Origin of the sequence: Streptomyces sp. NBC_00224 (assembly GCF_041435195.1) — a bacterium.
Lineage (GTDB): Bacteria > Actinomycetota > Actinomycetes > Streptomycetales > Streptomycetaceae > Streptomyces.
In genome coordinates, this window is record NZ_CP108108.1 from 29,856 (window position 1) to 49,574 (window position 19,719).

The following is a 19,719-nucleotide window of genomic DNA, read 5'->3' on the forward strand; positions in this document are numbered from 1 at the left end:
ACCTCCTTTTGATGGGACGGATCACCAGTGGAGGCCCGCCCAGGACGGGCCTCCACCTTCAGCGAGTTACTCGACGTCGGTCAGGTTGCCGTCGCCGCCCGGCCAGGGGGCATCCCCGGACGATCCGGCGTTGTCGGAACGGAGGCTGTCGTAGCGGTCCTGGACAGCGGCCAGTTCCTCAACGGCCAGCAGCAGACCGGTCTGAGTCGACTGTGACGGCTCGGTGTGCTCTGCCATGTGGTGCTCCTTCCATCTCGGTTCCTCCACCCGGATGCGGGCGAAGTTCTCAGTGAACTGCCCCCACTGCGCCGCGTGAGGACTGCTTCCGGTCAGCCATGCCGCCGGCGGCTCCCTTCTCCTTGCTGATGCAGCAAGGCCGCTGCGGTGCGGGTCAGCCGAAGGCCGTGTACAGAAACCACATGAAGAGGCCCCAGGCGGCGACGGCCAGGAGCGCGACTGCGCAACCGGTGAGGACCGCTATCGGCGAGAGAGGCGACTCTGGCTCGGGTTCCTCTGACAGGGGGGTGGCCTGCTGTGTGGGCGCGCGCCATGCACAGTGGGCAGTGCGGATGTGAGGTCATCGCGAGGTCACTCGCTCCTTGTCACTGGCTCGGCTCAGTGGGAGGGAGCACCGCAGGTCAGTTCAAGGGGGCCGGTGTTGTTCCACAGGGCGGTCACACAGGCGTCGAGGCGCCGGAGCAAAGGTTCGCTGACCAGCGCCGCGCTGTCGTCCACGCTGACCATGCGCCACGCTGCGTTCCGGTGGGGGACGAGCCGGATGCGGGCCAGATCATGCTCACCGAGGGTGGCGCTGTGGAACGTGTACGCGACACGGCTCAGCCATGGTGCGCCATGACTCCAGTCAACAGCCAGGAGTCGGCCAAGTGGGACGTCGAGACCGAGCTGGTCGCGCAGGGCCCGGCCTGCAGCCTCACGCGGCCCCTCCCCGGCGTCACTGTCGATGCCGCCACCGGGCAGCTCCCACAACTGGCTGCGGGAGGAGGTCGGCTGGAGCAGCAGAGCACGCCCGCCCGAATCGGTCAGCACAATGTTCACCTCAGCGAGCACCTTCGGACGATGGGCCTGGTAAAGATCCATGTCGACGGCGACACTCTGCTCCACAAACGAGCGCAGACCCCGCTGAAAGCCGGCGGGAGAGCCGGGCTGGACACGCCCACCCACCAGGTAGGCGATGGAGCCGGAGTGCCACGCGTCGACGGCCGCGCGCACCCGGTCGACGACAGCTTCGGGGAACAGAGGGATCGCATCCTTGGGCGCCAGCCACTGAGCGGTCACCGGTGGCGGGGTCTGCGTAGCGCGGCGGGCCTGGTGTTCATCGAGCGGACCGAACAAGTAGAGGTGGCACACGACCGACAGGACGGGAGACCACTGTTCGCAGTCGACGGCCAGCAGTCTCTTCGCCTGGTAGGGGTGTACGTCGAAGTGGCTGTACAAAGTGTTGGCCAGCTCTGCCTGCGGGGGATGAGCACCCGTGGACTGGACGACGGGAAGGCTCACCGCGGCTCCGCCGCTGGGCCGGGGATGCGTCAGCACGAGTATCCGCCCGCGAGTATCGGTGACCAGCGCGGAGGCAAGGACGGGCGGCGACGTTTCCCGAGCAGTGGGGTCAATGGCTGTCTCGACTGTCGAACGCTTTGTGGAAACAGGCTGGTAGGCGGACACGAGGACGACTCCTTGAATGGTTCAGCGAGCGGAGGGCAGAGCAGCCTTGGCCGAGGGGGCCAGGTGGTGACCGGCGCTGCCGCGGGAGGCGTTGAGGACGCCATAGGCCCAGCCGAGCGTGATCAGGTGACATTCGTTGGCTGCGTTCCACCGGGCACGTAAGCTCTGCAGCCTGCGCTGCAGGGCGGTCATCGACAGGTGGCAGTGCGCGGCGACTTCCAGGTGGCTGTCCCAGGGCGAGCCGCCACAAGATCGCCACCTCGTGCGGCTCGGCGCCGCTGTTGGGGGGTGCGGCGGGTACGGGTCGGGGCATGAGGTTGAGGACGTAGCAGGCGTGGATGAAGGCGTAGCGGTGGCGCACGCCGAGCCGGTGGTTGGCGGTGGACTGGGTGGTCGAGACGGTGCCCGTGGCCAGATCCAGGTCGGCGGCGGCTTCAGCAGTGTCCCGTCCTTGCGCGAGTACGGCGGCGATCCGCAGTTGTGCTGGTGTGGACAGCAGTTTGGATCGGAGATTTAACGTCATGCGGGCGGTTTCTTTCTCCTCGTGAGAGGTGGGCAGGGGCGTTCAGGCGCGGGTGAACCAGCGGGCCTGCTCTGCGTCGGTGACGGTGTGGCGCTGGTGGTCGATCTCGATTTGCGCCAGCTGCGCGTAGTGCTCCACCACCTCCTCGCCGAACGCCTCCCGGGTGATGGGGCTGTGGCGGAACGCGGAGCGCGCCTGCTCGAACGTGAGCGGCACCAGCGGTGCCTGGGAGGCTTCGAAGGCGTTGGAGACACACTGCCGGGGCGGGACGAGGTCGTGGCTGATCCCATGGACGATGCCGGCCACAGCGGCGGACAGCGCCAGATAGGGATTCGCGTCCGCCCCGCCCAGGCGCACCTCCAGGTGGAGCCCGTCGCTGTGTCCGACGATGCGCACCGCGCAGGTGCGGTTGTCGAACCCCCAGGCCATCCGGGTCGGGGCGAACGCCTCGCCCAGGTACCGCTTGTAGGAGTTCACGTTCGGCGCATAGAACGGGGCAAGCCCCGGCAGGGCCTCCAGCAGACCCGCCGCCGCGCTCTTGCCGATCGTTGAGAGTTCGCCGTCGGGGGTGGGGAGTATGGGGGTGCCGTTGCGGGTGAGGGACCGGTGGAGGTGCAGGCCGCTGCCGATGCCGGTCTCGGGCGCGGCCATGAACGTCGCCGTCATCCCCGCGCGGTCGGCCAGCGTGCGCGCGGCGTGCTTGAAGACGAGATGCTGATCGCAGGCGCTGAGCGCGCCGCTGTGGGGGAAGGTGACCTCGACCTGGCCGGGGGCGCTTTCGGTCTTGATGGCCTCCACCGGCATCCCCGCCTTCGCCAATGCGGTTTGGAGGCGGCGGAAGTAGCGGTCGAGACCAGGGGTGTGGTCGAGGGCGTAGTCCAGATTCACGTCCGCTGCCGGAACGAGTCCGCCGGGCCCGATGCCGGTGGTGGGGGTGTAGGTGCCTTGGTAGAGCAGGAACTCGGTCTCCAGGCCGACCTGGGCGTGCAGGCCGTGTGCGGCGAGCCGGGTGAGCTGGGTGCGCAGGACCTGCCGGGGAGCAACTTCGACCGGGGCGTCTGCTGCGTCTACCGCGTCTCCGAGGACGAGCACGGTGCGCGGCATCCAGGGCACGAGACGCAGGGTTGCGAGGTCCGGGACGACACCGGTGTCCTCGAAGCCGCTGTCCCACGAGGTGAGGTCGAAGCCGTGGCGCGGACTCATCTCGACATCGGTGGCCAGCAGGTAGGCGCACATGTCCGCGCCGTCGAGTGCGACCTTGTCCAGGAAGTGCCGGGCCCCGTACCGCTTGCCCTTCAACTGCCCTTGCGAGTTCGGCAACGCGTAGAAAACGGTGTCGATCAATTCGGCATCCACTGCATCCCGCAGATCGGGCAGTGTCAGCTTCCCGATGACCGCGCGCTTCCGCCGCGCACGAGCGGTATCAGCGGACGGGGCACTCAGACGGGGAACCTGTGAGAACGAGCGCGGAGTCGTGGGCATCAGACGATCTCCTGCTGGATCTTGGACAGTTCCTTGTCGGCGGCGACGGCCGGCACCTTGTAGTGGCGTCCGGCGATGCGCCACCACGCGGCGGCCAGCAGTAGGGCGGCGGCGAGGGCGATGGGGGCGTAGTTGAAGGTGTCCACCGTGACGAGCCCGCCGGTCGCGGGCTTCGATTGCGGCAGGCAGAACAACACCGTGACGACAGCGACCCACGCGACGGCGATGGTGCCGATGGGAATGCTCCAGCGGCCCAGGTTCCACGGGCCCGGGGTGAAGCGGTCGCGATGGCGGATCCGCAAGTAGATGGGAATCGCGTACGCCGGGGTGATCCCGATGACGTTGATTGCGACGACCGCCCCGAACGCGGTCGGACTGTAGAGCGAGGGCAGCGCCAGGACGGCGGCGACCGTGACCGACAGCCACACGGCTGCCCGTGGGGTGCGGCTGGCGTTGTCGGTACGCGTCCACCACTTCTGCCCGGGTAGGGCGCCGTCGCGGGAGAACGCGAACACCATCCGCGAACACGCCGCGGTCTCTGCATTCCCGCAGAACAACTGGGCGACAATCACGATCAGCAGCAGCGCCTTCGCGCCGCCGATGCCGAGCGCGTCGATGAAGATCTGCGCCGGGGGGACTCCGGTGCTGGTGTTCTGTGTGCCGGTGTAGTCCTGGATGGCGAACGTGAGCCCGACCAGCAGCACGAGACCGGCACCCCAGGACCAGACGATGGACCGCACGATGCCGCGCGGAGCCGCGATGGAGGCGTGGGTGGTCTCCTCCGACAGATGCGCCGAGGCGTCGTAGCCGGAGAATGTGTACTGCGCGACCAGCAGACCGATCGCCACCACATACAGACTGCTGGACCAGCCGGTGCCATTGACGAACCTCGTGAACACGAAATCAGCGGACTGATGATGGGCGGGGACGATCGTGAGGGCGCCGACGATGACGGCCACACCGACCAGGTGCCACCACACGCTCACCGCGTTTAACACGGCGACCAGGCGGACCCCGAACAGGTTCAGCACAGCGTGCAGGATCAGGACGCCGAAGAAGATCCACAGGGTCTTGCCGGGAGTGGGCTGGAAGCCGTACTGGAGGTCGAGGAAAGCGCCGGTGAACTGGGCGCACCCGTAGTCGATGCTGGCGATCCCGCCCAATAACCCGAGCAGGTTGAGCCAGCCCGTGTACCAGCCCCAGCGGCGTCCGCCGAGGCGGTCAGCCATGAAGAACAGGGCACCGCTGGTGGGGTAGGCGCTGGTGACCTCCGCCAGCGCCGCGCCGACGAACAGCACCATGCCGCCTACGACGATCCAGCCCCAGATCATCACCGAGGGGCCGCCGGTGGAGAGGCCGTAGCCGTACATGGTCATGCAGCCGGTGAGCACGCTGATCACGGAGAACGAGACGGCCGCGTTGCCGAACGCGCCCATCCGCCGGAACAACTGAGGCTTGTAGCCCAGGTCCCGCAGGTGTTCATCGTCGGCGTGCACACCGGGAGGTTGTTGATGTGTATATGACATGTTGGAGCCTCTGGTTCCTGATGTCGGAGGGATGAGGTGTCAGATGGGGCGGAGGCGGTGCTTCGGAGGGGCGGCTGTGCGGGTGCGGGTGGTGGTCAGGCATTGGGCGCGGGCGCGGACAAACTCCCGCACCGCCGACTCCGGACGGTCCGGATCGTCACAGACGTACGCCCACGGCAGCCGGGTGGCATACCGGTCGAGCGCCCGGAACGCCTTGGCCGCATCCGCGTACTGATGCCCCGCCCACAGCGCGTGCGCCAGATAGTTGAGATCCACCACCGACGTCGAAGGAGCGGGCTCTTCATTCCAGCGGTAGAAGGCGCGCCGCACATATTGGTTCACCGGCTCACGCGACCACTGGCGGTGCTGCAACGCATCCGCCGTCCCGTCCTTCCGGTGGCGCCAATAGCTCTCCATGTAGGCATACAGCGGCAGCATCCGCAGCGGCGAACCCGCAGGCTCCCTCGACACCGTCCACTGCGCAAAGTTGATCGCATCCGCCACCGACGTATGACGGCAGGCGTAGAAGAACTGCATCATCCGGTGGAACGCCTCCCGGTTACCTCCCGGATCCCGCTCCTCCACCCGCGCCAGCAGCCCCCACGGCCCAGCCGGAAGCATCTCCTCCCACGCCACACGCCAATGCTCCGAATACCGCAGACCCGTATCCGCCTGGGCCAATGCAAGCAACGCCACCCACGGCACCGGATCCGCAGGCACTCGACGCACCGCGACCAGACACGCATGCCGCGCCGCCTGCTCCAAAACGGGCGCCTTCGCGTCTCCGCCGCGATGAGCCTGCAATGCCCGCACCACCGCAACTCGGCCACGCATCACCAACGCATCCGCGCTGTCCGGCTCTTCCGCCCCCCACGCCTCGACGGCATCCGTACGGGCCGCGGTCGCCGCCAGCACCTGCATCCGTGACGTCCGCAATGCCCAGTCGCCCCCGGTCCGCGCGAGCAGATCCCGCACTGCTAGCCAGCGCCCCATTTGGAGATCCGCGAGCACGGCCCGCAGTTCTTGGTCGAAGCCCGCCGGGTGATAGACCGGGGTGAAGTCTTGCAGGCCCGTAGGCTCGCTGCGGTTTCGCATCACCTCACCCCGCCAGAGTGGCCGTAAGGCACGTCCGAAGAGAAGTGCGTGATGCAGCGGGACAGACCGTTGATCTCTACTTGTGTTGTGCGTGAGTGATCGCGCCACCGGGCGGCACCGATGACGTCCTCGTGGGTGTCATACGAGCGGCCGTCAACCGCGATGCGGTGGATGCCATTGGGCTGGTAGCCGAACTTGCGAGAGATGGCTCGGGAGGCGGCGTTGTCAGTGAACGCGGTGGAAGTGACGCGGGAGGCTTCGAGGCCGTCGAAGGCAAGGGTGAGGGCGGCGGCGCGCATCTGCGTGCCGTAGCCCTGCCCTTGGAACCGGCGGCTGAGCCAGAAGCCGGTGCGGGCTTCACCAGTGGTGGCGAAGTTGCGGGCAGAAAGGTTCTGCTGGCCGATGACCTGGTCGTTTCGGAAGACGGCCAGGAGCAGGCGCCAGTTGTCCTGTGTCCAGTCCCCTCTTGCCCACCAGTGGTTCTGGACGACGTTGCGGGCGCGTTCGGCCGGTGGGGCGGTGGCCCAGGGCTGCGGGAAGTAGACGGCGCCGTCCGGGACGACGCCGTCCGCCGTGACCTGGGCAAGGGCGTCGAGTTCGGAGTCTGAGGGAAGACGCAGGACGAGGTCGGGCGTGGTGAGTGTGAGAGCAGTGAGGGGCCAGTGGTGCACGGGGGCTCCGAAAGGGTCAGGGCCCGTCGAGTCCGAAGACGGTTCCGAAGGGGTCGACGAGTTGGCAGATACGTCGGCCGGGCTCGACGTCGAGGGGGCCGCGGTGGTGGGTGCAGCCGGCGTCGAGGAGACGCTGGCGGTCGGTGTCCAGGTTTTCAACTGACCAGTAAGGGACGGTGCTTCGTCCGTAGACGTTCGCCTTGGGGGAGGCGGGGTGGAAGCCGAATTCGAGTCCGTTGAGGTCGAGCCAGGCGTAGACGGAGGTGCCGTTGACGTCGAGCTCGACCTCGGAGTCGAAGATCTCGCCCCACCAGCGGGCGGCGGCTTCGGGGTCGTCGACGAAGACCATGACGGTGCGGATACCGTGCACTTGGGATTCTCCTTGGTTTGGGGAGTGGCACGGTACCGCCGTGGCGATTACTCGTGGACGCCGTGCAGGGAATGGAGGCCGGTCGCGGCGGCGAACGCCGTCAACGCGCGTGTCAGGCTCTGGTCGTTCCACTGAGCGCCGAGGTCCCGCACGTGGTGCAGGTAGGCCTGGCGTACCCAGCGCGGGGATCGGCAGCCCTGGCCGCGTGCGATGTAGGCGAGTGTGATCAGGTCGGGCAGGCCGGTGATGTCGGGACGCAGGGTTTCGGCATCGACCAGAGCCAGGTGCCCTTTGCCACGGCGCCGGACGTGATCCGGTTTGAGGTCCAGATGACCGAGCGGCACGTGTTCGGGGCCGTGGGCGTCGGTGACCAGTTGCAGGAGCCGGTGCCAGTCGTCAGGACGGGTGATCCACCCCGGGGGTGGGGCGTTGACGGCCTTCCCGGCCTGCCAGCGGGCCATGGCTTCGGTCATGGTGGGGTGCCAGCGGGCAGAGGAGGTGTGGATGACCGCGACCGCACGTACCAGCTCGCAGAAGGCATCAGTGGCGGCCAGGGCGACGGCCTGGTCGAGGTAATCGACCAGCAGCGTCTGCGACGTGTCGCAGGCCCGGTAGAGGTGCGGCAGAACGCATTCGTCGGCTAGGAGTTCGTAGGCGAGGACTTCGCCGAAATAACCGGCTTGGTCCGCGTGCCGCTTCAAGACCCGGTCGGGAGGATCGCCGAGGGCGAAGGCGGCTGTCCGGTAGCGGGCGGTGAGGCACCGCACCGGCCCCGGCGGGCTGCTGTAGCGGCGGGCCAGGATCACGTGTGCCTGCCGCTCGGCGGTGGCGGGGTCGGTGGCCAGAGGGTTGGGTAGCCAGCCCTGCGGCCGTGCCTTGGCGGCGCCGTCCAGCGGCCCGGCGTGGGCGGTGGTCACGCTGATATCTCCTGATGGATGCCGAGCGTGGCCAGGCTGCGGGCGTAGCAGCGGGCGGCCAGGTCGGGTCGCTGGTGCTCGCCGTAGATCGCGAAGAGGGCATAGACAGGGGAGTCGAGGTGCTCACCGATGTGCCATCCCTGGTACGAGCCCCCGACGATATCCCAGATCTGGGCACGTCCCAAGAACACGGCAGCGAGGTCCTGGAAGTAGATCTCGATACCGAAGGGGTAGGCGGCCATGGCCTCCTCCCGGTTGGTTGTCTCCACCTTGTCCCAGTGGGGACCGGTGATGTTCCAGGCGTAGGAGTCGACTTCGTCAGGTCGCCCGGGTGGGTCGAGCAGACGGAGAACAGCACGGTGAGCCTGGAGAGGCCCGCGAAGGTAGTCGTGGATGCTGGTGGCCAGGGCTCCCGTGCGCGTGGCGATCAACTCACGTGCCAGCCGGGGAAGTTCCTGCGCCACGAGATGTTCGGCCTTCCCCCACTCCTCCTTGTCCAGGCTCGGAGTGACCGGGGTGGGCTCGACGCGCTGTGGGGCGTCCAGGAAGGCCGACAGCGCGGCTAGTTCCGACTTCTCCGCCACGGGGTCAGGGGTGACCCAGAGCGCGCGCGAGACGGTGATGGAGCCGCCGCCCGCCGGGACGGTCAGGCGGTCGCCTGGACGGGGGCCATGGACGTGAAAGAGGTGCTGGAGGTCGTTGGCGGCGGCGGCCAGAGCCTTGTGATCGGCATAGAGGAAGGGGCCGTGAGGGCTGCGCGGTGCGGTGAAGCCGTTGCCGCACAGGGCGACGTCCCGCACCCCGTCGAGAGGCTTGAGGTAGTCGATGAGCAGGGCGTGCAGGATCTGGAGCCCAGTGGTGCGGTTGCGAGGGCCGTCCAGGCCGGGTAGAAGATTGTTGTCCGCGCCAAGGGCACCGTACGGGACGGTCTGGGCGTTGTTGGAGACGACGGCGAGACGTGGCGGGGCGAGGGTGCCCTGGGCCAGTTGCTCGATGTACAGGTCGGAGACGTCGGCGTCGACGCCGATGAAGACGTCGTTGCCGGTGGTTCCCGAGAGCCGGACCAGCGGCTGGGCCACGCGCTTCTCCCAGAAGAGAGTGTGAGCGCCGGCGGGGTAGAGGGTGATCTCGATGTCCCCGATGTCCAGCGGCTGGGTGTGGTCGACGCGGTGCACGGTCAAGCCCAGGGCTTCGATGGCGTCGGTGACCGCGGCGGGGGTGGAGATGCCGGTATAGATAGGGACCGTGCGCGGGAGGAGGCTGAGGGAGGGGAGGTGGAAGTGGTCCAGGTGCTCGTGGCTGAGGATCACGGCGTTGGGAGCGGGCATACCCTGCACGTCCACGCTACGGGGCGGCCAGATCTTGAACTCCAGGCTCCCGGCTCCGAAGGCGGGCGCAAGGATTGGATCGAGGAGGACCGAGGAGAGGCCGTCGCTGATGTGCCACGTCTGGTGACCGAGGAAGGTCAGTTCCAGGCCGACGGGAGTGGCTGTCATGTCGAACTCCTTTGCACGGGCGGAGAAGGTATGAGGTGATGCGGAGGGGGACACAGCAAGATCCCCCTCCGCGGCGGACTGTGAACAGGCCGGACTACCGGTGGTAGGTGACCGGGGAGTTGCTGGTGGTGCCGGTAGCAGCGAACGCCGTCACGCGCTTCTGCAGTCGGCGGACCGCCTCGGCCGTCACCGGCGCCGTGGGCTTGGCCTGGGACTTCGCCTGTTTCATCAGGTACCCCTCTCACTCGACGTCACAGCGGTGCGGGTGCAGCCGCTGGTTCCAGCTGCTGAGTCAACTCCGCTGACTGCAGCCCGAACAGGGCATTCCGCTGGGCAGGTTGTGGGCATCCAATAGGCAGATTCTCGGTAGGCTTTGCGCCGCCCAACTCGACCAGCGGACGGCGATGATGGCGAACAAGACCCTGCAAGGCCTCAGACGTGAGCGGCGGTGGACTCAGGCGGAGACCGCGAAGCGTGTGTGCGATCAGGTCGTGGTCGAGACCGGGCGTAGCCCTGGACTGGATGCGGCCTGGATCTCCCGGTTGGAGCGCGGAGTCATCTCCTGGCCGTCTGGCGACTATAGGGCAGCCCTGTGCAAGGTGTTCCAGGTCAACTGCGAAGCACAGCTGGGGCTCTACCCAAAGGCTGTCACCGAGGGACCAGGAACAGAGGCGCAGAGCGGTACGTCCTCCGCGCAGCTAGAGCTAGAGACGCTCGAATCTGATGCTGAGCTGTCCTCCCACATGGCCAGGTTGGCCGCTATAACCAACGTCAACGCTCTCGTACTCGAGCAGCTCGACGCCGACCTGGACCGGCTAGCCCGGGACTTCGTCAGCCGCCCACTTCCTCTCCTGGTTCCGGAGATCCGCCACCTGCGTCGGGAAGTCTTCCGATTAGTCGAAGGCCGCCAATACCCGAACCAGGCCCGCCATCTCTACGTAACGGCTGGATGGCTGTGTGGCTTGGCGGCCCACGTCTCGCTCGATCTCGGCCACCAGCCGTCCGCCGCCACCCACGCGCGCACCGCGGTCCAATGCGCGGACATCGCGGAGCACCACGCGCTACGGGCTTGGGCTCGGTCGTTTCAATCACTCGCCGCCTACTGGACCGGCGACTATCGCCGAGCCGCCGACCTCGCACACTCCGGCTACCAGGACGGAAGACCTGGACCAGGCACCATCAGAGCACGATTACTGAGTCTGGAGGCCCGCGCCCTGGCAGCCTGCGGAGACTGCCGTGCTGCACTGCGCGCTCTCTCACTGGCACAGGAGGCCCGCAGTGCCGCCGACGCGGACGAACTGCCTGGGGTATTCGCTTTTCCCGAGGCCAAGCAGTGGGCTTACACCGGCACCACGTTGCTGGCCGTCGACGGCACGCAGCAGGTAAGGCGAGCGATCGCGGCCTCCAACCACGCCGTTGAGCTCTACCAAGCGGGCCTGGAAGGAGAACGGTCACCAGGGGACCTGCACGCGGCCCATCTGGATCTCGCCACCGCCTACCTCACCGACGGAGAGATGGAAGGCGCCGCACATGAACTCGCTTCCGTCCTCGCCGCACCGAACTACACGGCCAGCATCGCGATCAGACTGCGCAATCTGTACGCACTGATGGGCAGCGAGCCCTACCGTGACTCACGGCGGGTAGTCGATCTCCGCGAGGACATCAGGGAAGCGACCACCCGGCCCGCTCTAGCCAGCAACCCCACGGAGCCGAGATGACTGCCCGCCCGACCAACGACTCTTCGGTGACCGACCGGCACCTGCTCTCGACTCAGGCGTACGGCACCGGTCAGCATCTCGCGGCACGGCAATCTCTGTACCAGTGGCAGGCCCCGCAGCACGACCTCCCTGGCATCATCGTGAACGAACTGGCCGATGTCCGAGGACCGGTCGCGGACGTGGGCTGCGGTAATGGAAAGTTCGTGCAGCGCCTCCGCACGGAACGGCCCGACCTGACCGTCGTGCCTATGGACATTTCGCCCGGCATCCTGACTGGGATCCCGGGGGCAATTGTCGCTGATGCCCAGCAGCTCCCTCTCGCGAATGGCGCGCTGAGCGCAGCCTTGGGCATGCACATGCTCTACCACGTCGAAGACCAGCAGCGAGCTGTCAGGGAGCTGGGTCGTGTCCTGGCCCCGGACGGCCTTGCTTTCATCTCCACCAACAGCCGCACCGACAAAGGCGAGCTGGAGAACCTGTGGCGGCGGGCTGCCGGAGACGTCCTGGGCATCCCGGAGGGCCCGGCCCGGGTGCAGCTCTCATCACGCTTCACTCTTGAAGAGGCGCCAGGTGTGCTGGGGGAGGTCTTCGCCGAGATCAGGACCATCCAGCTGCCGGGTGTGATCGACGTATCGGATGCGGCTCCGGTTGTGGCTCACCTCGCCTCCTACGAAGCCTGGGCAGGGAAGATGGGCGTTCCCTTCGCGGAGACAGTCGAGCGCGCTCGCGAGCGGGTTGAAGAAACCATCCGTGCAAAGGGAGCGTTCCGCATTACTTGCCTCGGTGGCATTCTCGTGTGCCGGAACACTGGCCTGACAACTACGCCGTCCTCGAGTGGGTTCGCGTAAGCCATGCACCCTGGCGTCGGCGCTGCCGCAGCCTCATTCAACCGTGTGCCGTCTCTCAGTGTGACTGCCAGTCGGAGCGGCGCCCAAGCCACGGTTTCGCCACTCTCCCCCGGCAGGAGCGCGGCAGCGAGGAGCCGGACAACGGGGCTGAGCGGCATCGGCCTGGCCGCCGGGCCCGTGGCCGGAGGCGTCCTGGCGCAGGCGTTCGACTGGCCCGCGATCTTCCTGGTCAACGTGCCCATCGGCGTGGTCCTGCTGGTGGCCGACCGACGTGTCCTGGCCGAGTCCCGCAACCCGAACGCGCGCGCCCTCGACATCCCCGGCACGATCCTGTCCGTCCTCGCAGTCGGCACCCTGGCCTACGCCCTGATCGAGGGCGGCTCGCGCGGCTGGACCTCACCGCTGATCCTCGGCGGCTTCACGGCGGCGGCCGTCCTGCTCGCCGCATTCGTGGCCGTCGAGCGGCGCCACCGCGCACCGATGCTGCCCCTGGGCCTGTTCGGCCGGTGGCTGTTCACCGTGTCCAACTCCGCCATGGTCGTGGTGGGGTTCGCGCTCATGGGTTCGTCGTTCTTCTTCTCCCAGTTCTTCGTGTACGTCCAGGGCAGCTCGATCCTGCGGGCCGGACTCCAGACCCTGCCCATGACTCTCGCCATGGTCCTCATCAGCCCCTTCGCGGGCCGCCTCGCCGCCAAATACGGCTAGCGGTCCGTCGTCACCAGCGGCCTGGCCCTGGCCGGCTTTGGCCTCCTCGCACTGGGAGGAGTACACGCCGACACCGGATACGCGAACGTGTGGTGGCGGCTCGCCACCGTCGGCGTCGGCTTCGCCCTGACCATGTCCCCACTGACCGGCGCCGCCATCCAGGCAGTCGACCCACAGGAGGGCGGCCTCGCCTCCGGCATCAGCAGCACCACCCGGCAGATCGGCGCGGTGCTCGGAGCCGTGGTCCGCACCCGGCAGTCCAGCGGCGCTCCTTCGAGACCGGCCTCGACACCGCCTTCACCGTGGCCGGAGCCGTCACCCTGGCCACCGCCGTGTGCACCGGCCTATGGCTGGTGCAGTCCCGGCCGACACCCGCACCCGCGCCGACGCCCACGCCCGTGCCTGAGCCGCAGCAGCGTCCCAACCTCAGCGCGCGGCGAACTCCGTGAACTGCCTCCAGGATATCCGCCGACAGTGCAGTGCCGACTGCGTGCCCGCCAGGCGCTCGGAGCCGCGTGGCGAGCCGGTGCGGAACTTCATGCAATCGCGTCGATCACCCGGCGATGATCCCGCCACCGGCCACCACGCTTCGGCGTCCGGTTCGCCAGCAACGGCTCAATCCGCGCTTCCTTCACCAGGTCTTCGAACTGGCCTGGCTCCAGGGCGTCGGGGACGAGGACGGTTCCGGCCTCCTCCCACGCCGTACGGGCGGCCGAGTGTTCGATGACGGGCTGTCCGGTATCCATGCTGATCTCCTGTTCCACGAAGGGGCATCGCCGGGTTCAAGGGGCCGTCCCCGCCCCGCGGCCCGAGCCGATGGGCGCGGCGGGGCGGGAACGGCGGGGCGGCCGAGCAGGGGCCGCCCGCGCCGCCCGCAAGGGCGGCGGTCTGGTGCTCCGGCACCCGGTGGCACATCCCCAGGCCGGGCGCCGGAGCGCTCTAGGTGCCGTCGCCCCCACTCTCCGGGGCGACGGTCACATCCGGCGCGGTCACAGCAGCCCGGCCGCCGGACGCGTCATGGCGCAGCTCCTGATCGGCGGAGAGGCCGACCAGCACGAGCCCGGTGAGGATCGCACCCCACCAGCCGACAGCGGCCACCACGTCCCCGTCGACCTGTAGCCGGCGGCGGGCCATCACTGGCCGCCGATCGAGCGGGCGGCCTCGCGAGCCCGGATGGCCCGGTGCAGCTTCGCGGAGGTCGCGTACATCTGGGACGGGTTCAGGACCAGCTCGGCCCGCTGGGTGTCGCCGTCGCCGAGCACGACGTCCACCCCGATCCGGGCCTGCTCCGCCCCGTGGTCATAGGCGATGTCCCGCTCCAGCAAGACCACCGAGCGCACGGGTACTCGCACTGCCGGGGCCGAGGTGACCTGGAGCGCCTGGCCGGCGCCGGCGCTTTCGGTCACCTTCGGGAGGAGGCTGCTTCTTCCTGTTCCATCGGCGTGCATCACGGGGTCACCGGCTCTCGGTTTCGGGGCGGCCGGACACAGCAACGAGGCGTTTTCGGCCGCCAGGCCAACGGGAAGCCCGGATCTCGACGTTCGACGTCGCGTAGACCGGGCAAGCACGTTCAGTTAAGGACGGCACACGCGGCGCGGTAACCCCATGTAAGGGACCCCCACGATGGGTACATTCCGTGGGGGGCGCCAACCGAGGGGGTAGGCATGGCACTTCGGAATCCGCCGGGAGCGCTGCCCGCAGCCCTGCGACGCGATCCCCGCTTCACCGAGGCCCTGGCCCGGCGCGACATCAGCACGGTCTTCGCCCTAGCCCACACCGAGGGCGAGATCAGCTTCAACAAGATCAGCGAAGCGTGCGGCATCCGCGCCGAACGCGTCAGCCAGATCGCGCGCGGAAACGCCGACGTCACCTCCCTGCCGGTCCTGGAGCGGATCGCGGACGGACTCAGAATCCCGGGCGCGGACTTAGGCTTGGCCGCAAGGCCATGGGAGGCCGTAGACCCGGTAACTCCCTTACAAGACCAAGGAGATGGAGACGATCAGATGAAGCGCCGCGATGTGATGCGCGGCGCGCTCGCTGCCGGTCTGGCAGGTACCGGGCTCGCCGCTTTAACGTCCACCCGTACCGACATCGACGCCGCCCTTGCCGCCGACCACACCCATCCCGATCTCGGCTACTGGGAGTCGACCGCCGAGCGGTACGGCTACGGTTACCACGGCCAGGCCCCGGCCGACGTCCTGGCGAACCTCCAGGACGACCTGGAGGAGATGAAGCCCCTCCTCTTCCAGGCCCAGACCGACAAGAGCCGCAGCCAGCTGTGCCACGTCACCGGGCAGATGGCGGGCATGCTCGCGATCGTCCTGCACGACCTCGGCAACCACCGCGAGGCCCACCGCTGGTTCGCCACCGCCGGACGGGCCGCCCAGCAGTCCGGAGACCAGCTCCTGCACGCCTGGGTGCTGGGCCGCGAGGCCATGGTGCCGCTGAACTACGGCGCCCCGGCCGCCGCAGCGAAACTCGCCGACCAGGCCCGGCACCTGGCCGGGGAAACCCCCAGCGCGGCCGCCGCCCTCGCGGCCGCCGTCGCATCGCGCGCCTACGCGATCGGCGGCGACCGCGACAAGGCCCTCGGCGCCGTCACGGACGTTGAGCGCCTCGCCGACCGGCTCAGCTCGCAACAGCACGCGGACACCTGGTTCGGCTACCCGATGCAAAAGCACCAAGTCCACATGAGTCAGGCCCTCACCCACCTGGGAGACACCCGCCGCGCGTACGAAGCGCAGGCTGCCGCCCTGGAGCTGTCGCGGGCGCCGTCGCTGATGACACGGGCGCTGATCGCCATCGACCAGGCGTCCTGCCTCGCCCACGACGGCGATCGGGAAGGGGCCGTGCACGTCGCGACACGCGCTTACGACGGCCTCCCGGCCTCCTACCGCAACGGACTCACCCAGACCCGAGCCCTGGCCCTGTACCAGGCCCTGCCGGACGACACCCCCGGCCGTGACGACCTCGCCGAACTCTTGAACGCCGCCTGACCGAGGAAACGCGGGGGCCACGGCCGCTGGCCAAGTGCCCCCTGCGGGCAACCCCGAGTGATCGGTGTCGATGACTTCGCTTCGCGCTGGCGACACCGCCATGCCACCGCGCTCCGTACGCCGTGGGGAACCACACCCGGCTGCGCCCGGCCCGTGGCAGGGTGATGCGCTCAACGAGGCCCTGGGTGCGCAGGCGGCCCAGGCGGCGTCGGATCTGCTCGATGCGCACCGGAAGTAGAAAGAAGCGGGTGGGTGGGACAGGTCCCCGGCGGTGGGCGAGGGGATCGGGGCGGTGCTGGTGGTGCTCGTGTGTCGGCGGGATGCGCGCGGTGGCGGGAGCCACGGGCTGTCGCAGACAGCCCAGGACGGCGCGATGGACCGAGGCCGTGGGGGACGACGCCTCGGGACATCTGGGTGCGTCTGGCTCTGCTCGACGAACCCAGCCGCCACCAGTCTTACCGACGCCCTCGGCTGGCAGCGTCAGATGCTCCTGGCGGGCCGGATCGTGTGGTCAGCCGCTGCATGGCGGCCGCAACACCGGGGAGGGGCAGCCATGGGGATGGAGAGCGTCCGGGTGGTCTGGGTGTGAGACGGTGTCGTGCGCGTTTTCCCGTCTGGGGCCTGCCCTTGCTGGGTGGTCGGCTCCCGTACCGGCCCAACTATCGCAACTATGATAGTTGCGGGGTAGGGTCGAGTCCATGGAGACGAGGACGTACACGACGATCGACCTGCGCAAGCAGATGGGCGAGATCCTCGACCGCACCCGGATCGCGGGCGAGCCCGCAGCGATCACCCGCAAGGGCAAGACCCTCGCCTACCTCGTGCCGGCCGAGTGGTTCGAGCAGTACACGGCCGCCCAGAACCCGCCGGCCCCCGCCGCCGGCCAGGACGCGGCCTGACCGCCCGGCCGCGCGAACAGGGAGCCCGCGTCATGACTGCCCAGCCCGCACACTTCGACGGCCCCGGCGGCGACAAGCCCCGCCGGGTACCACCGATGCCCGAACGCACCCCCCAAGCACTGCGCCTGGCCATCCAGGAGCACGCCCCCCACCTGCTGCCGGACTTCGAGGCCCACTGGCGCCGCGCGATCGGCGACGCCTTCAACCTCACCCCGGTCCCGGCGTTCATGCGCCTGTGGTGGACCCAGTACGCCATCGCCCGCGACCCCGGCCTGGAAGCCCACCTGCGCGACGTCGAGGCCCGCGCGGCGACGTCGAAGGATCCTGCCGAGTCGACCCGTCTGCTGGCCGAGTACAGCAGCCTGCGCCGCCAGGCGGGTGCCGTGGAGCCCGGCCGGTGACCGATGAGCTCCCCGGCCCGCCGTGGAAGATGGACTGGACGGCAGAGGCCCTTCAGGAGTTCGAGGGCATGCCCGAGGACGGCAAGCAGCTGGTCCTGTCAGCCCGCGCGGAGCTGATCACCGCCACCGACCCCTATTTCCGGGGCATCGACGCCGACCTCGGCCTGCCGCATTGGATCACCGTCCGCCCACTGGCCTCGACCAGCCCCGGCGGCCCGCACATCGCCGACCTCGCCGGTGGCCGCGGCTGGCTCATCTTCACCTTCACCCGCCGCCACGCCGACCCCCAGATCACCGTCACCGACGCCTTCTGGTCCTGACCCGCCGGTAGGCGCCGCAGGTTCTTCATGGGTCGGCGACAAGGGCGTACCCGGCGCGGAGCACGAGCGAGGCCTACCGGGAAGCCGAAGGTGAAGGCACTGTGGTGTAGATCGTGCCCGTCACGATTGCCGGTTCCGTACCGGAAGACATCCTGGGCGAGGTCAAGACCGAGTCCCTGACCCCGCCAGCCGCCTGACACCCGATCTGCTCACAGACGGACTGGACCCATGCCCGGCCCGCGCCAAAGTGGAGTGTGCACGACAGGCAAAAGCGTGGTGTCGCGCACGGAGACGGCGGGCTCCTGGAGGAGAGAACCAACGGCACCGCATCGTCGCTGACGGCGCGGAGAGCTGTCGATCGATTTGACGGCTTAACAGCATGAGGTGTCTTTCTCCGCGATAGCCGGAGGCAGAGGTGGACGCAGGGCGGGGCGGCGTGGCGTTTCCCTTGCGCCTCATCCCCTGCACGATCTCCTGAGCTGTCTGCTGAGTTGTCTCCTGACCTAGTCTTCCGGCACTCCCGTGAATGCTGCTGGTCACCACGGGTTTTGGTGTGGTGCGGGGCTGGACATCCCCTCCAGAGCCCCTCGCCCGCCCCAGACAAGAAAAAAGGGGAGGCAGGGAGGCGGGGGCGAGCGGCGCTGGAGGGGATCGGGGCGGCCGGTTTCCTGTTGCGCGGCGCCAGGGGGCTCCGCGCTGCGCCCGCTAATGGCGGGCAGGCGTCACGCGACCGCGTAAAGCACGCTGCACGGCCGCCTCCCGCGCTTCTGCCGTGCTCGGGCCTTCCTCTGCGTCCGCGTTGGGGATCGGCGCTCACAGAGACGGTGATGCGATTCACGGGTTGACGCGCTTGGCGAACGTGTAGATGACGGCCGTGATGCCGAAGCGTGCCGACGCCTCCGAGGGCGGGGAGGGCCGCGGGGTGTTCGAACAGGACGGTGAAGGCGAACGCGGCGCCCAGGACGAGGAGTACGACCACTACAGCCTGGAGCTGGCGACGCAGCGAGGCATCCGCCGGCACCGGCACCGGCGAGGGTGTGGGTGCGGCGGCCGGGGGCTGGGCCGGGCTGGGGGACGGTACCGGGTTCGGGGTCGGGTGGGTGTTCACGATGGTCCTCTCGATGGATGTGTGGGTGGAACGGGGGCAAGATTCGGCGCTGGACGACGGGCATTCAAGAGTTCGCGAAAATCCGTGAAGTCGCTGGTAGCGGGGCTCTTTCGCAGGGTTGGGCGAGGATTCGCGAACCCTTGAACGGGCCGTGGCGACCTGCTAGGGCAGCACGATGACGGACGGGCCGGTTAGCCACGCAAGTCCGGCTGAAGCCGGTGCCAGACGGCGGAGTGCGCACCGATGTTGCGTACGGGCGTTGCGCCCGCTGGCCGTCCGGCCGTGAAGCCGCCCTCCGGTGGGCCGGTCGCGCCTCGGGCGGGGCCTGCGCGCTGCGCCCGCTGTCGCGGGCCGGGGTATCGCGTGGGTGGGGCTGTCGGCGTGACAGATCCTCTGCGACCTGCGGGGCGCCTGGCCGACCCCCGTGGCTCAGTCCGACGCGACAGGTAACAGCACAAGCCGCGCGGTGGTGCTTACGCCGTAAGCGCCCGCAGTCCGTCACAGCCTGGCCAACGCGTGCCGCGCGTGCCGCGCGCGAAGGGCCCCGGGCTCAGGTGTCCGTGAGTGGGTGTCAGGCGCCCGAGGGGGCGGCCGGGGCCTGGGGCGCGGCGTGATGGTCACTCGCGCGGGGGGTTGCGGGGGTTGCCGGGTGTGTGCCACGGTGGGCACTCAATTCGAAAAGGGAAGCAAGTTGGGAATGTGCTGGATGGTGAATCCGGTATTCTGGTCCGAGAATTGACGGGTCCTCAGAAAACGGAAAGCAGAAAACCGTCCGACCCTGCCCCCAACCCTTAACCAGACCAATACAATTCGCGGAGCGAATTGTATTCCGGCCGGATCGCGAAGCGATTCGCGCCCAGGGCCAACGGAGTTGGCCCCTAAATTCCGGCGAAGCCGGAATTCAACCGCGCGGAGCGCGGTAATCCTCCCGCCGCGTAGCGGCGGCGCGTCGTGTCTGCGG

19 protein-coding genes and 1 pseudogene are annotated in these 19,719 nt (G+C 68.6%); 7 read left to right on the forward strand and 13 right to left on the reverse strand.

Translation table 11 applies throughout. From position 1 onward, the window contains the following. Window positions 1–66 precede the first annotated feature (66 nt). The 10 genes from OG965_RS41105 to OG965_RS41150 form a co-directional block, all read right to left on the reverse strand. Window positions 67–237: a hypothetical protein gene (locus OG965_RS41105; protein ID WP_371657249.1), complete on the reverse strand. Its 171-nt coding sequence runs from the start codon at window positions 235–237 to the stop codon at window positions 67–69. 378 nt (window positions 238–615) lie between these two features. Then, window positions 616–1,683 carry an NUDIX domain-containing protein gene (locus OG965_RS41110; RefSeq protein WP_371657250.1) on the reverse strand — a complete coding sequence of 356 codons (1,068 nt, stop codon included), beginning with the start codon at window positions 1,681–1,683 and terminating at the stop codon, window positions 616–618. A gap of 565 nt (window positions 1,684–2,248) precedes the next feature. After that, the gene (locus OG965_RS41115; RefSeq protein ID WP_371657251.1) at window positions 2,249–3,550 is read right to left on the reverse strand and encodes a glutamine synthetase family protein; all 1,302 of its coding nucleotides are present in this window, start codon (window positions 3,548–3,550) and stop codon (window positions 2,249–2,251) included. 137 nt (window positions 3,551–3,687) lie between these two features. Then, entirely contained in the window at window positions 3,688–5,214 is a 1,527-nt protein-coding gene (locus tag OG965_RS41120; protein ID WP_371657252.1) for an amino acid permease, read from the reverse strand. A 39-nt stretch (window positions 5,215–5,253) separates the two neighbouring features. Next, window positions 5,254–6,309, reverse strand: coding sequence for a hypothetical protein (locus OG965_RS41125; RefSeq protein ID WP_371657253.1), 1,056 nt, complete (start codon window positions 6,307–6,309; stop codon window positions 5,254–5,256). Then, window positions 6,309–6,980, reverse strand: a complete 672-nt coding sequence (locus OG965_RS41130; protein ID WP_371657254.1) for a GNAT family N-acetyltransferase — start codon at window positions 6,978–6,980, stop codon at window positions 6,309–6,311. The genes OG965_RS41125 and OG965_RS41130 overlap by 1 nt, the downstream gene beginning before the upstream one ends. 16 nt (window positions 6,981–6,996) lie before the next feature. Further along, window positions 6,997–7,350, reverse strand: coding sequence for a VOC family protein (locus tag OG965_RS41135; RefSeq protein WP_371657255.1), 354 nt, complete (start codon window positions 7,348–7,350; stop codon window positions 6,997–6,999). A 47-nt stretch (window positions 7,351–7,397) separates the two neighbouring features. Next, window positions 7,398–8,267, reverse strand: coding sequence for a hypothetical protein (locus OG965_RS41140; RefSeq protein WP_371657256.1), 870 nt, complete (start codon window positions 8,265–8,267; stop codon window positions 7,398–7,400). After that, window positions 8,264–9,763, reverse strand: coding sequence for an MBL fold metallo-hydrolase (locus OG965_RS41145; RefSeq protein WP_371657257.1), 1,500 nt, complete (start codon window positions 9,761–9,763; stop codon window positions 8,264–8,266). The genes OG965_RS41140 and OG965_RS41145 overlap by 4 nt, the downstream gene beginning before the upstream one ends. Window positions 9,764–9,857: 94 nt before the next feature. Further along, complete coding sequence (locus OG965_RS41150; protein WP_371657258.1) at window positions 9,858–9,992, reverse strand: hypothetical protein; 135 nt, start codon at window positions 9,990–9,992, stop codon at window positions 9,858–9,860. Window positions 9,993–10,254: 262 nt separating this feature from the next. Here OG965_RS41150 and OG965_RS41155 point away from each other — a divergent pair, with 262 nt between their 5' ends. From OG965_RS41155 to OG965_RS41165, 3 genes and pseudogenes are all read left to right on the forward strand, one after another. Then, on the forward strand, window positions 10,255–11,481 hold the full coding sequence (locus tag OG965_RS41155; RefSeq protein ID WP_371657259.1) for an XRE family transcriptional regulator: 1,227 nt from the start codon (window positions 10,255–10,257) through the stop codon (window positions 11,479–11,481). After that, window positions 11,478–12,329 carry a class I SAM-dependent methyltransferase gene (locus OG965_RS41160; RefSeq protein WP_371657260.1) on the forward strand — a complete coding sequence of 284 codons (852 nt, stop codon included), beginning with the start codon at window positions 11,478–11,480 and terminating at the stop codon, window positions 12,327–12,329. The genes OG965_RS41155 and OG965_RS41160 overlap by 4 nt, the downstream gene beginning before the upstream one ends. Window positions 12,330–12,473: 144 nt before the next feature. Further along, window positions 12,474–13,483: pseudogene (locus OG965_RS41165) on the forward strand (MFS transporter); the annotation flags it as partial. 87 nt (window positions 13,484–13,570) lie between these two features. On the opposite strand, the gene OG965_RS41170 reads toward OG965_RS41165, so the two are convergent. From OG965_RS41170 to OG965_RS41180, 3 genes are all read right to left on the reverse strand, one after another. Further along, window positions 13,571–13,780: a hypothetical protein gene (locus OG965_RS41170; RefSeq protein WP_371657261.1), complete on the reverse strand. Its 210-nt coding sequence runs from the start codon at window positions 13,778–13,780 to the stop codon at window positions 13,571–13,573. Window positions 13,781–13,973: 193 nt separating this feature from the next. After that, the gene (locus OG965_RS41175) at window positions 13,974–14,168 is read right to left on the reverse strand and encodes a hypothetical protein (protein WP_371657262.1); all 195 of its coding nucleotides are present in this window, start codon (window positions 14,166–14,168) and stop codon (window positions 13,974–13,976) included. Then, window positions 14,168–14,440 carry a hypothetical protein gene (locus OG965_RS41180; RefSeq protein WP_371657263.1) on the reverse strand — a complete coding sequence of 91 codons (273 nt, stop codon included), beginning with the start codon at window positions 14,438–14,440 and terminating at the stop codon, window positions 14,168–14,170. The genes OG965_RS41175 and OG965_RS41180 overlap by 1 nt, the downstream gene beginning before the upstream one ends. A 258-nt stretch (window positions 14,441–14,698) precedes the next feature. On the opposite strand from OG965_RS41180, the gene OG965_RS41185 reads away from it, so the two are divergent. The 4 genes from OG965_RS41185 to OG965_RS41200 all read left to right on the forward strand — a co-directional run bounded on the left by OG965_RS41185 (window position 14,699) and on the right by OG965_RS41200 (window position 17,650). Then, on the forward strand, window positions 14,699–16,030 hold the full coding sequence (locus tag OG965_RS41185) for a hypothetical protein (RefSeq protein WP_371657264.1): 1,332 nt from the start codon (window positions 14,699–14,701) through the stop codon (window positions 16,028–16,030). 698 nt (window positions 16,031–16,728) lie between these two features. After that, window positions 16,729–16,929: a type II toxin-antitoxin system prevent-host-death family antitoxin gene (locus tag OG965_RS41190; RefSeq protein ID WP_371657265.1), complete on the forward strand. Its 201-nt coding sequence runs from the start codon at window positions 16,729–16,731 to the stop codon at window positions 16,927–16,929. 32 nt (window positions 16,930–16,961) lie between these two features. Continuing rightward, window positions 16,962–17,330, forward strand: coding sequence for a DUF6247 family protein (locus OG965_RS41195; protein ID WP_371657266.1), 369 nt, complete (start codon window positions 16,962–16,964; stop codon window positions 17,328–17,330). Then, complete coding sequence (locus OG965_RS41200) at window positions 17,327–17,650, forward strand: hypothetical protein (protein ID WP_371657267.1); 324 nt, start codon at window positions 17,327–17,329, stop codon at window positions 17,648–17,650. The genes OG965_RS41195 and OG965_RS41200 overlap by 4 nt, the downstream gene beginning before the upstream one ends. Window positions 17,651–19,719 lie beyond the last annotated feature (2,069 nt).